Source organism: Pseudomonas sp. NPDC077408 (assembly GCF_050269105.1).
Taxonomy (GTDB): Bacteria; Pseudomonadota; Gammaproteobacteria; order Pseudomonadales; family Pseudomonadaceae; genus Stutzerimonas.
Genome location: NZ_JBNNHS010000001.1, coordinates 739,984 through 751,774 on the forward strand (window position 1 = coordinate 739,984; position 11,791 = coordinate 751,774).

At 59.3% G+C, this 11,791-nt stretch carries 14 protein-coding genes; 2 read left to right on the forward strand and 12 right to left on the reverse strand.

Features of this window, described 5'->3' with window-relative positions; translation table 11 throughout:
* Positions 1–279 precede the first annotated feature (279 nt).
* From ACQKEK_RS03750 to ACQKEK_RS03785, 8 genes are all read right to left on the reverse strand, one after another.
* Positions 280–681 (reverse strand): META domain-containing protein, encoded by a 402-nt coding sequence (locus ACQKEK_RS03750; RefSeq protein ID WP_499141085.1) that lies wholly within the window; start codon positions 679–681, stop codon positions 280–282.
* Complete coding sequence (locus ACQKEK_RS03755) at positions 678–1,115, reverse strand: hypothetical protein (protein WP_499141087.1); 438 nt, start codon at positions 1,113–1,115, stop codon at positions 678–680. The genes ACQKEK_RS03750 and ACQKEK_RS03755 overlap by 4 nt, the downstream gene beginning before the upstream one ends.
* A 396-nt stretch (positions 1,116–1,511) precedes the next feature.
* Entirely contained in the window at positions 1,512–2,309 is a 798-nt protein-coding gene (locus ACQKEK_RS03760) for a dienelactone hydrolase family protein (protein WP_499141088.1), read from the reverse strand.
* A gap of 222 nt (positions 2,310–2,531) precedes the next feature.
* A complete protein-coding gene (locus tag ACQKEK_RS03765; RefSeq protein WP_045428556.1) occupies positions 2,532–3,128 on the reverse strand; it encodes a cytochrome c3 family protein in 597 nt (198 codons plus the stop codon).
* A 10-nt stretch (positions 3,129–3,138) separates the two neighbouring features.
* Complete coding sequence (locus ACQKEK_RS03770) at positions 3,139–3,621, reverse strand: nitrate reductase cytochrome c-type subunit (RefSeq protein ID WP_499141089.1); 483 nt, start codon at positions 3,619–3,621, stop codon at positions 3,139–3,141.
* An 11-nt stretch (positions 3,622–3,632) separates the two neighbouring features.
* Positions 3,633–6,137, reverse strand: a complete 2,505-nt coding sequence (gene napA, locus ACQKEK_RS03775) for a nitrate reductase catalytic subunit NapA (RefSeq protein ID WP_045428552.1) — start codon at positions 6,135–6,137, stop codon at positions 3,633–3,635.
* Positions 6,134–6,394 (reverse strand): chaperone NapD, encoded by a 261-nt coding sequence (locus tag ACQKEK_RS03780; RefSeq protein WP_045428550.1) that lies wholly within the window; start codon positions 6,392–6,394, stop codon positions 6,134–6,136. The genes napA and ACQKEK_RS03780 overlap by 4 nt, the downstream gene beginning before the upstream one ends.
* A 73-nt stretch (positions 6,395–6,467) precedes the next feature.
* Positions 6,468–6,638, reverse strand: coding sequence for a nitrate reductase (locus tag ACQKEK_RS03785; RefSeq protein ID WP_081262905.1), 171 nt, complete (start codon positions 6,636–6,638; stop codon positions 6,468–6,470).
* 286 nt (positions 6,639–6,924) lie between these two features.
* Here ACQKEK_RS03785 and ACQKEK_RS03790 point away from each other — a divergent pair, with 286 nt between their 5' ends.
* On the forward strand, positions 6,925–8,109 hold the full coding sequence (locus ACQKEK_RS03790) for an MFS transporter (protein WP_499141090.1): 1,185 nt from the start codon (positions 6,925–6,927) through the stop codon (positions 8,107–8,109).
* Positions 8,110–8,125: 16 nt separating this feature from the next.
* Here the strand turns inward: ACQKEK_RS03790 and ACQKEK_RS03795 are convergent, their stop codons facing one another.
* The 4 genes from ACQKEK_RS03795 to ACQKEK_RS03810 form a co-directional block, all read right to left on the reverse strand.
* Entirely contained in the window at positions 8,126–8,620 is a 495-nt protein-coding gene (locus tag ACQKEK_RS03795; RefSeq protein WP_499141091.1) for a SprT family zinc-dependent metalloprotease, read from the reverse strand.
* A gap of 55 nt (positions 8,621–8,675) precedes the next feature.
* Positions 8,676–9,341, reverse strand: a complete 666-nt coding sequence (locus ACQKEK_RS03800) for a Yip1 family protein (RefSeq protein WP_045428544.1) — start codon at positions 9,339–9,341, stop codon at positions 8,676–8,678.
* Positions 9,342–9,481: 140 nt separating this feature from the next.
* Complete coding sequence (locus tag ACQKEK_RS03805; RefSeq protein WP_045428541.1) at positions 9,482–10,081, reverse strand: Yip1 family protein; 600 nt, start codon at positions 10,079–10,081, stop codon at positions 9,482–9,484.
* A 138-nt stretch (positions 10,082–10,219) separates the two neighbouring features.
* Positions 10,220–10,849: a DNA-J related domain-containing protein gene (locus tag ACQKEK_RS03810; protein ID WP_499141092.1), complete on the reverse strand. Its 630-nt coding sequence runs from the start codon at positions 10,847–10,849 to the stop codon at positions 10,220–10,222.
* Positions 10,850–10,961: 112 nt separating this feature from the next.
* Here ACQKEK_RS03810 and ttcA point away from each other — a divergent pair, with 112 nt between their 5' ends.
* The gene (gene ttcA / locus ACQKEK_RS03815) at positions 10,962–11,786 is read left to right on the forward strand and encodes a tRNA 2-thiocytidine(32) synthetase TtcA (RefSeq protein ID WP_064482797.1); all 825 of its coding nucleotides are present in this window, start codon (positions 10,962–10,964) and stop codon (positions 11,784–11,786) included.
* The last annotated feature ends 5 nt before the right edge of the window (positions 11,787–11,791 follow it).

Here is an 11,791-nt window from a genome sequence, read left to right on the forward strand (position 1 = left end):
TGGTTACCTGGGTTATTGCAGAGGGCGTGCCAATTCCGCCAACTATGGCAGCGGTCTCAACCGGTCACACACAGAACCAGTCCCGAGGTTTTGCTGAGTGCCCTAGGTTGCAGTGGCTATGCGGGTTTCAGTTGGGTTTGCCGGGTCTGGATGAAAGCGCCTCGAGCGGTACGCCTGATTCCTGATGCGGGTCGTGGGCTATACGATGCTGGCTACGGCTGAGGCTTTACGCGTGCTGAAGGGGCACACCATAGCTGGCGTGCCCATCTTTGGCGCAGCTCAGTTCTGTTCCGGCCAAACTCGCAGGGGAGCGCCTTCGGTGGGCCAGAAGCGCAGTTGGTCGATCTTGGATACGTCCCAACGTTCGATTTGCGAGAGCAGTTCGAGGAAGTGCTGTTCCTGCTTCATGATGTGTTCGGCGCACATCTTGCGCGTGCTGCCGATTTCGCTGAAGCGCAGCTGCTGGCCGTCGAGCTGGTAGCTGGCGAACCAGTGGTTACAACCGGCGTTGCCGTAGGCGCGGTCTTCGCTGAAGGTCAGCGACACAGGGTTACGGCCTACCACGGGCTCGTCACCGATCCACTCGGCGATATAGGTGACTTCGTTCTGCAGGGTTAAGGGTTCGACCGAGCAACCGGTTACGGACAAGAAGAACAAGCCGGCCAGGATAGTTTTTTTCATGACTTTGCCCTCTGGCAGGCTGGGCAGAGGTGTCGGCCGGTGTCGTTCGTCCAGCCCAGTTCGACGATCCGTGCCTCGGCTGCTGGCGCGCGCGCGGCTTCGCCCTTGGCGGCGTCTACGGCGAACTCGAAATCCAGTTGCTTACCGCAACCGTCGCAGTCGACCTGCCAGTTGATGATCGCCAGCTCCTTGAACACCGGTCCGTTCGCCACGGCCATCCACTGGCCTGGCGGGTTGATCAGGTGGCGAACCTTGTCGACGGTCAGGCGCTGGGAGAGGTCTCGGCTGCCTTTAAGCGTGACGATAAGGACGTCGCCTGAGCGAACATTGCCACCGTTGCCGGTGACCTGGTAACGGCCCGGCGCCAAGGCTCGGCATTCGGTCAGGGTGTGTCCGGGGTTGAGCAGTGTATAGCGAAAATCGTGTTCGGCCATGACTCGCGATCGATTCGGAATGGGGGGAGTTGCGGTGGGCCGTAATGCTAGCACGGGAGCCGGGCAGAGGCTGCTCTGGGAGGCGGAACACCGGAAGAAGTAAAAGAAGCCAGCGGCTTGCGCGGGGTGCTTGGATGGCGGTGTTCGCCAGCCGTCACCCCAGCCTCTCCCCAAACGGGAGAGGACGGACCGTTAGACAGCTACGGTTGTTGACGGGGGCCACGAAGGGCGCCCGTCAACGTGAAGCATCAACGAACCCAAGCCACCAAGCGGTTCCTTACGCCACAGCACCAAAACACGCCTGCTTATCTAGCGTGTTCATGGCGTTTCGAACATCCCGGGCAACAGAAGCATCCAGCCCCTTCGCAACCATGGCCGGCGTATCAAGCCATTGGGTTAAGGGCGGCTGCTGTCGAACGTTTCGTCGAGGAAGCGTTGCATGTCATTCCATGAGCGCTCGTCGGCGGCTTTGTTGTAGGCCACATCGACGCCTTTTTCCTGAAACTTGTCAGCCCCTGGATTGGTGAAGCCGTGTTTGGCGTCTGGCAGGTTGACGAATTGATAGTCGGCGCCGGCCTTGACCATTTCGGCGCTCAGGGCGGCGACGTCTTCGGCACTGACCATACTGTCGGCGCTGCCGTGTTCGACCAGTACGCGCGCTTTGACGCTCCCCGGCGCTGCGCGGGTTTCGGTGGCCAAGGCGCCGTGAAAGCTGACAACGCCTTCGAGTGGTACGCCCTGGCGGGCCATGTCCAACACGACCTTGCCGCCGAAGCAGTAGCCAACGGCGGCGAGTTTGGCGGCGTCGGTCTGCTGTTGCTGTTTGAGCAGATCCACACCGGCGTTGAAGCGGGCTTTGGCTGCGTCGGCGTCGGCCAGCGCGGCTTTCATGAAGCTCATCGCATCCTTCGGATGCTCGGTGTTCTTGCCCTCGCCATACATATCGATTGCCAGGGCGCTGTAACCCAGTCCGGCCAGGTCACGGGCGCGGCTTTTGGCGTAGTCATTGAGGCCCCACCATTCATGGACCACCACGACTCCTGGGCGCTGGCCTTCGATAGCGTCGTCGTAGGCGTAGTAGCCAACCATCTTGGTGCCGTCGGCGGCGGTGTAGGGGATTTCCTGAGTCTGGATCTCAGCGTGAGCGACGGCGCTGACTGCCATCAGGGCTGCACCGAACAGTTGATAACGCATGGTGGACTCCTTGTTGTCGTTGGTATCGAGACGTTCCGATAATTAGCCGGAGTTCGACACAGGTGCAACAAGGTTGTTCAGCGGGTAAAGCGCGGGCAGGAGCCGGAAGCGTTTCGGGGGGGATGTGAATCAAGGCGGTCTGGGTACCTGAGCCCGTCCCTGGGCCCAGGTCTATCGAAGATTATTCGGCGCTGCCCATCAGGATCAGCGCCGCCCGGACAGTTACCAGCCCGGCACGCCGTGCATGTCTGGCAGTCGGTGGGCGATGCCCTTGTGACAGTCGATGCAGGTCGCTTCGCCTTTGCCTAGTGCTTTGGAGTGGAACTCGGCGGCGCGTTTGCTCTGGCGAGTGAAATCCATGAACTCGTAGTTGTGGCAGTTGCGGCACTCTAACGAGTCATTGGCCTTCAGACGACGCCATTCACGCTCGGCCATTTCCCGGCGCATGCCGAGGAATTTTTCCCGCGTGCTGATGGTGCCGAAGATCTTTCCCCAGACCTCTTTCGAAGCCTGCATTTTGCGCGCGATTTTGTCTGTCCATTCGTGTGGCACGTGGCAATCTGGACAGGTCGCGCGGACGCCGGAGCGGTTGGTGTAGTGGATGGTGTCCTTGATCTCCATGTATACGTTGTCTTCCATCTCGTGACAGGAAATGCAGAAGGCTTCGGTATTGGTCGCCTCCAGCGCGGTATTGAACCCGCCCCAGAAGATGATGCCAGCAAGAAACCCCCCGAGCGTCAGGACGCCCAGGCTGTAGTGCACGCTTGGGCGGCGCAGAACGGTCCAGTAGCGCTTGAGGAACGACAGTATCGACTTCATCCAGGCGTCCTCACTGTTCGTTCTGCTGGTTTTCGTGATAGAGCAGGTCGTCGATGTTCTCGAAGTCGTTCTCTACCAGCGGTTTCACGTCGTGCTGCACCACATGGCACTGGGTGCAAAAGTAGCGACGCGGGGCAACAGCGCCGAGCGTCTGGCTATCGCGGTCGGTGAAGTGGGTGATGCTGATCATTGGCGCTTGAGTACGAGCACTGTTGGCACGGCTGTGGCAGGACAAGCACTTGTTGCCGTTTATATCGACCTGATAACCGCGAATGGTGTGCGGAATAGTCGGTGGCTGCTCCGGATAGTTGCGCTCGCGCTTCAGATCCTTGTTTTCCTCATCCTTGAGCGGAGGCGGGGTGAACTCCTGGGTGATGGTGCCGCCCGGCCGGCGACCATCCGGGGCGGGCGCATCCAGTGGGTAATCGGGCCCGGCTGCGACGGCCACGCCAAATACCGCGAGGAGCATCAAAGGCAGTAAACGAAATTTCATGGTGACTCTCCTCAGGCGATGCTGACCACTTCGATCTTCACGGCACACTTCTTGAAGTCGGTTTGCTTGGAGATCGGGTCGGTAGCGTCGAGGGTGACCTTGTTGATCAGTTTGTTGGCATCGAAGAAGGGCACGAAGATCAGCCCCTTCGGTGGCTTGTTGCGGCCTCGGGTTTCGATGCGAGCCTGCATTTCACCGCGTCGACTGATGACCTTGACCACGCTGCCGCGGCGGGCCTTGAGCTCGCGCGCATCGTCCGGATGCATGTACACCAGCGCATCTGGCACAGCCTGGTGTAGCTCGTCGACACGCTGGGTCATGCTGCCGGTGTGCCAATGCTCCAGCACGCGGCCGGTACTGAGCCAGAACGGATATTCTTCATCCGGCATCTCTGCAGGTGCCTCATAAGGCAGTGCGAAGATGATCGCCCGCTTGTCCGGATAACCGTAGAACTGTACCTCTGAGCCTTTCTCGACATAGGGGTCATGGCCTTCACGGTAACGCCAGAGGGTCTCCTTGCCGTCTACAACCGGCCAGCGCAGGCCGCGCTCCTGATGGTAACGGTCGAAATCGGCGAGGTCGTGACCATGACCGCGACCAAACTGGGCGTATTCCTCGAACAGGCCTTTCTGAACGTAGAAGCCATAGTCCTCCGACTCTTGGTTCCGGTAGCCTTCTTCGATATCCGAAACGGGGAAGGTGTCGACCTGGCCGTTTTTGAAAAGCACTTCGAACAGCGTCTTGCCCTTCAGCTCCGGTGATTTGGCCAGCAACTCGGCAGGCCAGACTTCATCGGTGGTAAAGCGTTTGGAGAATTCCATCAATTGCCAGAGATCCGAGCGCGCTTCACCTGGCGGGCTGACCAGCTGGTGCCAGAAATGGGTGCGACGCTCGGCATTGCCGTAGGCACCTTCCTTCTCCACCCACATCGCAGCGGGAAGGATGAGGTCTGCAGCCTGGGCCGAGACCGTGGGATACACGTCAGAAACAACGATGAAGGTTTCCGGGTTGCGCCAACCGGGCAGTACCTCCTGCATGATGTTGGGGCCGGCCTGCATGTTGTTCGTCGCCTGGGTCCAGTAGACCCTCAGGCCACCGTCCTTGAGCTCGCGGCTTTGTTGCACGGCATGGAAGCCGGGCTTTTCCGGGATGGTGCCTTCGGGCAGTTTCCAGATCTTCTCGGTGACGGCCCGATGCTTGGGGTTGGTGACGACCATGTCCGCAGGCAAACGGTGCGAAAAAGTGCCGACCTCGCGTGCCGTGCCGCAGGCCGATGGTTGCCCGGTAAGCGAGAAGGGGCTGTTGCCGGGTTCGCTGATTTTCCCGGTAAGCAGATGAATGTTATAGATCATGTTGTTCGCCCAGACCCCGCGGGTGTGCTGGTTGAAACCCATGGTCCAGAACGACATCACTTTTGTTTTCGGATCGGCATAGAGTTCCGCCAGCATCTGCAGGCGCTCTTCCGGAACACCTGATTCGCGAGCCGCGCGCTCCAGGGTGTATGGCTTGAGGAATTCGGCATAGTCTTCAAAGCTGATGTCGGTCCAGCCGCCTGCCGCAGCGGCATTCTCGGCCTTCATCTCCCGTGGATCGGTTGCTCGTAGGCCATAGCCGATGTTGGTGTTGCCCTTGGCGAACTTGGTGTGATTCTTGATGAAGTCCTGATTGACCGCGCCACTCTCGATGATGTGGTTGGCGATGTAGTTGAGGATCACCAGGTCGGTCTGCGGCGTGAACACCATCGGTATGTCCGCAAGATCGAAGCTGCGGTGCTCGAAGGTCGACATCACAGCGACTTTCACATGCGGCGCGCTAAGGCGGCGGTCGGTCACGCGGGTCCAGAGCACGGGATGCATCTCGGCCATGTTCGAGCCCCAAAGCACGAATGCGTCCGCGGCTTCGATATCGTCGTAGCAGCCCATGGGCTCGTCCATGCCAAAGGTGCGCATGAAGCCGACAGCGGCAGACGCCATGCAGTGCCGCGCGTTCGGGTCGAGGTTGTTGGAACGAAAACCTGCCTTCATCAGCTTGCTGGCCGCATAGCCTTCCCACACGGTCCACTGGCCGGAACCGAACATGCCTACGGCAGTGGGGCCGTGGTCCTTCATCGCGGTCTTGTATTTCTCTTCCATGATGTCGAAGGCCTGCTCCCAACTTACAGGTTGAAACTCGCCCTGTTTGTCGTACTTGCCATCCTTCATCCGCAACAGCGGCTCAGTCAGACGGTCGGAGCCGTACATGATCTTCGACAGAAAATAGCCTTTGACGCAGTTGATACCGCGATTGACCTCGGCCTTGACATCGCCATGCGTGGCGACCACGCGGTCGCCGCTGGTGGCGACCATCACGCCGCAGCCGGTGCCACAGAACCGGCACGGCGCCTTGTGCCACTTGAGCGCCGTCGCCTGCGGATCAGTAACGAGATTGCTAGCACTGGTAGCGATAGGCATGCCAGCCACGCTGGCTGCGATGGCCGCGGCGTTGGCTTTGGCGAATTGACGTCGTGTGAGGCTCATTCAGGCTCTCCTTCGGGGCTGAGGAGTTCGTGGTAAATCAGGGCAGCGTTGAGGACGCCAGGCAGTTGTTGGATGTGGCTGATGGTGTCGAGAATGCGGCTTTCATGCTCCGCCTCAAGAACCACCACTACTTTTCCGGCGGCGCTTTCCTGATGAAGCTCCGTGCCGGGCAATAGCAGCAGGTTCTGTTTCACCGCATCGAGTAGTTCGGGGCGGCAGTGCACGAGCAGGCTCGCGATATGCAAGGCATTGGTCATTTTTTCTTATGAAGCTCCGCCTGCCCTGAAACGAGCAAGCAATGAATGGAGGGGGTCTTCCGATCTCGAGCAATCAGCTCGGCGGGCCGGGTGGGCCAAAGAACAGCTGGCTTATCCAGACGATGAAGCCATAGCCGGATACGGTCAGGACGCTTAGAAGGGGAAACAGGAAAACCAGCAGAAAGACAAATAGCCGTGTTTCTTCCGGCTTTCCCACAGGTGCGGGGTCGGTATGGTGCGGCACTACGTTCACCTTTAATCCGAGTGGCGTAGTGGGAGTCTAGTAAGCGTTCCCAGCTTAATCAAAGTCAGCTGTCTATTTGACTAAGGGCTATAGGGGCTAAAACCACTTATATTGATCTGGCGCAATGAACTGGCTCGTGCTGGATGTGTTTCGTCCATCGCGCCGATAGCCGATTGCCTGGGTACGAGGCTCTGGGACGGTATGCAGGCAGCTTGCTGATACCTAGGTTGTGCTAGCCTGTGAGGCTTTTTTGGGCCCGTGTTGCGCGGGCGTAGAGATTGTTTTCATGTCTTGTGACTCGCTTGATTCCCACCTGAAACGCGGCACGACCGCATACCGCCGAGCAACGCTGGCCCTGTTCTGCGCAGGGTTCGCAACCTTTGCCATGCTCTATTGCGTACAGCCATTGCTGCCGCTGTTGGCCTCGCATTTCTCCGTGTCGGCCGCCACCAGCAGCTTGGCCCTGTCATTGACCACGCTGTCACTGGCGTTCTGCCTGTTGATTTCAGGCGGCTTGGCAGAAAGCTGGGGGCGCAAGCGGGTCATGGCGCTAGCGCTTATGCTGGCTGGGCTGCTTGGTCTTGCCTGTGCAATGGTCGAATCCTGGACCCTGTTGCTTGTATTGCGGGCGTTGTTGGGGCTTGCACTCAGTGGCTTGCCGGCTTTAGCGATGGCCTACGTGGGGGAGGAGTTCGATCCTGAGTCGTTGCCTGCGGCGATGGGGTTGTATATCGGCGGAACGGCCCTCGGTGGCCTCCTGGGCAGACTGTTGTCGGGCCTGCTGAGCGATCTTGGCGGTTGGCAACTGGCGCTGGGCGGAATTGCCGGTTTAGGTCTGGTGGCGTTGGGGGCCTTCGTCTGGCTGCTTCCAGCGTCCCGCCATTTCAAGCCGCAACCGCTGTCTCTGCGCGGACTGCTGAGCAACTTTGCTGAGCATCTGAGCAACCCGATCCTGCGCAATCTTTTCCTTCAGGCATTTCTGCTGATGGGCGGCTTCGTCGCGTTGTTCAACTACATCGGCTTTCGTCTGGCCGGCGCGCCGTTCGGCCTTTCCTCAACGGTTATCGGTCTGCTGTTCACTGTTTACCTGGCCGGCATATTCAGTGCGGGTTGGGCCGGGCGGCTGGTGCCACGCCTGGGTGCGAGAAGCGTACTGCAAGGCGGTATCGCGCTGATGCTGTTAGGCGTAGGGCTGTGTTCGACGCCCTGGCTGATAGCAATCGTGATTGGGCTGGCGTTATTCACCTTGGGCTTCTTTGCTGCACATGCCGTGGCCAGCGGGCAGGTCGGCGTGCATGCCAAGGGCGCCAAGGCGCAGGCGTCGGCGCTCTACCTGTGTGCCTATTATCTCGGGTCGAGTGTGGTCGGCTACGCCGCCGGCTACGTATGGGAGCATGCGGGATGGCTGCCTTTGATGGCGGTGCTCGCTGCGCTGTTCGTGATCGCAGCCTGGCGCGCCAGACGGCTATAACGCGGCGGCCAGTCGGTCAGTCGATTCGCTGCTCGCCACTGAAGTCCAGGGTGGCGCGGCAGGTGCGGCAGAAGTAGCGACGGCCTTTGCGGACCAATGCGTGGCGCTGGGCGGTAAAGGGAAAATCTCGCTCGGGACAGGCACACCGGTAGATGTAAGCACTCGTCTGACGCCGGGTGATCTCGTAGCTGTGGCAGCGATCAGGGGTCAGCTCGTATACGCCGCGCATGATCAATTGCCACTCTTCACCATGGGGGCGAATCCGGCCGCCGAACATCTGGTGAGCGACCAAATGCGCCACCTCGTGAGCCACGGTCTGCTTGAGGAAGTGCTCGCGGTTTTCCTGATACAGCTGCGGGTTGAAGCGCAGCAGGTTGGTGTTCAGATGCGCAACGCCGGCTTTCTGCCCGCGCAATTTGAAGCTGACTTTCGGGCGTTCGAAGCGCTTGTTGAAAAAAGCCTCGGCCTGTTCATAGCAGGCCTCGACTCGGGCGTGTAGCTGGTCGGGCATAGGGGCCTCCGAAGAAGCCCCGAATTATGCCGCAATCCGCCAGGCTGACAATCGTTCAGAGACCGCCGGGCTCCTCCTGAGGTCGTTCTTCCTGGGTGCCGTAGCTCTGGTTCGCTTGCACGGTGCGTTCGTAATTGGGTTGCAGAAATTGAGACCAGAACAGAATCATGGATACCAACACCGTCACCATCACCAGCAGCGCCACACCCCAGATCGAACTGGCATAGAGAAAGCTTTGCGAGCTGCGCTGGCGCATGAAGGCTGGTAGGCCAGTGAATAACAGGTAAGTGGAGTAGATGCCTGCTATGAGCAGAACGATCGCTGCGAACCAGCGATTCGGGTATAGCCCGGTCACGCCGGCGAGCAGGAACGGGGTGATGACGTAAGCGATGAAACCAATGCACTGGTTCAGATTCGGGCGTACTTCAAACGCGCGCGCCATCCACCTTACGAAAAACCCCATGATCACTGTGCCGACGATGATGGTGATGTACAGCAACAGGCACAGCTGAAAAGCGCTGGCAAAATCGAGTCGGACACGTTCGGCGTCCACCAGGCTCCATCCTACAAAGGTGACACCTATGAACAGGCATACGGCAGGAATCAGCGCCAGCAGCAGCAAATGCATCAGGTAATGCAGGCTGTGGGCGTCTTCCTTCTGACGGATCGTTTCCCAGGCGCGGTCGGGCCGGGTGAACAAGCTGATGAATTCTGGGGTCATGGGGGCCTCCTAATGCCGATGCTTGAGCGCAGGTCTTGCTGGTATAGACGCTCAAGCGCGACAGGGATTCAACGCCACCATGTCGCAGGCAAAAACGGGCCGACGCGGAGGTCACCGCGTCGGCCCGTATCGTGGCAAGGCTAGCGTACGTAGATCGGGCCAACCCCCATGCCCCACATGATCACTGACAGCGCGAGGATCGCCACCAGCACAACCAGCCCGACAGCCAACACTGAACTCGAGAACAGGAAGCCCTCGTCGGAAGGGATGTTCATGAATGTTGGTAGGCCAACGTAGAGCAGGTAGGTCGTGTAGCAAATTGCCGCCGTGCCCACGATCATGCCCAGCCAGATGTGTGGATAGAGCGCGGCCAGGCCGCCGACGAACAGTGGCGTGGCGGTATATGCAGCGAACACGATGCACTGCACCAGCGTCGGGTTTGCGTCATAGGTGCGTGACATCCAGTGGATAAAAGCGCCCATCACGGCCACACCACACAACATGGCGAGGTAGGACAGCAAAGTGAGTTGCAATGCACTGCTTTCGGTGAGCTTTACCGCCTCGCCACCGCCAATGCTCCAACCGACCTGGGTGGTTCCGATGAACGCCGATATCGCCGGTATCGCTGCGAGTACCAACACCTCTCCCAAGTGCAAATGCCCGACCTCACGCTCCTCTCCAGTGATTTCCTGCCATTCCTGGCCCGGGTGTGCAAACAGTCCCCAAACGTGATTGATCATGCCAGCGTCTCCTCAGTTTTGGAGGGTCGCTTCGCCTGGCTTTCCGTCGGTGTGACGGGCGTGCGACCTTAAGTCGCAGTATAGGGAGCGGACGGTACGGCGCACTGGGCTCGATTAGAGCAATTGGAAGCTATGAACCTATCGGTAATAGCGTTGCAGTATTTCCATCGCCAGATTGATTGACTGGAGACGGGTCGTACTGCCGCCACGGTCGGGGTGGTGAATGCTGACTAACTGGCGATAGCGCCGTTTAATGGTTTGCAGGCTGAGCGAAGAGGTCTCCTGGTCCAGCTCGAACAGCTCCAAGGCTGCGCGTTTCTGCTCCGGATCCCAAGTTTCGTTGCGTTCGCCAAGGTAATCGCCGCGCATACGCGACCAGAAGCTCGCCAACAGGCGTTCCACTTCCTGTTCGTCGGTGTCGCGCAGATTGCTCATGTCCAGGTAGTAGTCGCGCAACGGATCGTTCTCGGCGACTCCGCTGGCCCCAGGCACATAGGGTTGAAGTTGCACGTTTAACGGCGAAATCTGGAGGTTGTAGCGGCTCTCGCCCCAGAGTTGGTCGCGCAACTGGTAGAGAGCGTTGAATACCAGGAAATGGGTGCGAAACAGCACCAGCTTGTCGAGTAGCGGCAGGTTGGGGATATGGGTGCTGTGCCGGGCCTTGAGTTGTTGAATCAGCTGGTATTCGCTGCAACCTTCCGGTTGTTCGCGCAGCAGCACGAATATTTGCTCGGCCAGGTCCATTTCGGGTTCGAGATCATCGTTCATGTCGCAAAGCCTAGCACAAGGCCAGCGTTACAAACGGCTGGATGGATGGGGTGGGGCGCCGGTGCATTTTGCGCGTAAAATGCGCGCCTTTCGCATCTCACCGGACTCTGAAATGGGCAACCTCTCGGTCAACCAGAACAAACTGCAGAAGCGTCTGCGTCGCCTCGCCGGCGAGGCAGTCACTGATTTCAACATGATCGAGGAAGGCGACAAGGTGATGGTTTGCCTGTCTGGCGGCAAAGACAGCTACACGATGCTCGACGTCTTGCTGTATCTGCAGAAAGTGGCTCCGGTCAAATTCGAAATTGTCGCCGTCAACATGGACCAAAAGCAGCCGGGCTTTCCCGAGCACGTGCTGCCCGAGTACCTGAAGTCCATTGGCGTCGACTATCACATCGTCGAGAAGGACACCTATTCGGTCGTCAAAGAAAAAATTCCGGAAGGCAAGACCACCTGCTCGCTGTGTTCGCGTCTGCGTCGCGGCACGCTCTACACCTTCGCCGACGAGATCGGTGCAACCAAGATGGCGCTCGGTCACCATCGCGACGACATCCTCGAGACGTTCTTCCTCAACATGTTTTACGGCGGCACGCTCAAAGCCATGCCGCCCAAGCTGCTGTCTGACGACGGCCGCAATGTGGTGATCCGGCCGCTGGCCTATTGCAGCGAGGCAGACATCGAAGCCTATTCGCAGATGAAGGGGTTTCCGATCATCCCCTGCAACCTCTGCGGTTCGCAGGAAAATCTGCAGCGCCAGGTGGTCAAGGAAATGCTGCAGGAATGGGAGCGCAAATCGCCCGGTCGTACCGAGATCATGTTTCGCGCCTTGCAGAACGTGGTGCCCTCGCAGTTGGCCGACCGCAACCTGTTCGACTTCACCAGCCTGCGCATCGACAACGACGCGACGCCGCGCTTCCTCGATGTGATGAGTTTGTAGCGGCA

What these genes read in the sequence shown, in the direction of transcription:
- ACQKEK_RS03780 (WP_045428550.1), bottom strand. Translation starts at nt 6,394, where the DNA reads ATGACCAATGCCTTGCATATCGCGAGCCTGCTCGTGCACTGCCGCCCC.
- napA (WP_045428552.1), bottom strand. Translation starts at nt 6,137, where the DNA reads ATGAGCCTCACACGACGTCAATTCGCCAAAGCCAACGCCGCGGCCATC.
- ACQKEK_RS03750 (WP_499141085.1), bottom strand. Translation starts at nt 681, where the DNA reads ATGAAAAAAACTATCCTGGCCGGCTTGTTCTTCTTGTCCGTAACCGGT.
- ACQKEK_RS03790 (WP_499141090.1), top strand. Translation starts at nt 6,925, where the DNA reads ATGTCTTGTGACTCGCTTGATTCCCACCTGAAACGCGGCACGACCGCA.
- ACQKEK_RS03755 (WP_499141087.1), bottom strand. Translation starts at nt 1,115, where the DNA reads ATGGCCGAACACGATTTTCGCTATACACTGCTCAACCCCGGACACACC.
- ACQKEK_RS03770 (WP_499141089.1), bottom strand. Translation starts at nt 3,621, where the DNA reads ATGAAATTTCGTTTACTGCCTTTGATGCTCCTCGCGGTATTTGGCGTG.
- ACQKEK_RS03765 (WP_045428556.1), bottom strand. Translation starts at nt 3,128, where the DNA reads ATGAAGTCGATACTGTCGTTCCTCAAGCGCTACTGGACCGTTCTGCGC.
- ACQKEK_RS03760 (WP_499141088.1), bottom strand. Translation starts at nt 2,309, where the DNA reads ATGCGTTATCAACTGTTCGGTGCAGCCCTGATGGCAGTCAGCGCCGTC.
- ACQKEK_RS03795 (WP_499141091.1), bottom strand. Translation starts at nt 8,620, where the DNA reads ATGCCCGACCAGCTACACGCCCGAGTCGAGGCCTGCTATGAACAGGCC.
- ACQKEK_RS03805 (WP_045428541.1), bottom strand. Translation starts at nt 10,081, where the DNA reads ATGATCAATCACGTTTGGGGACTGTTTGCACACCCGGGCCAGGAATGG.
- ACQKEK_RS03810 (WP_499141092.1), bottom strand. Translation starts at nt 10,849, where the DNA reads ATGAACGATGATCTCGAACCCGAAATGGACCTGGCCGAGCAAATATTC.
- ACQKEK_RS03800 (WP_045428544.1), bottom strand. Translation starts at nt 9,341, where the DNA reads ATGACCCCAGAATTCATCAGCTTGTTCACCCGGCCCGACCGCGCCTGG.
- ttcA (WP_064482797.1), top strand. Translation starts at nt 10,962, where the DNA reads ATGGGCAACCTCTCGGTCAACCAGAACAAACTGCAGAAGCGTCTGCGT.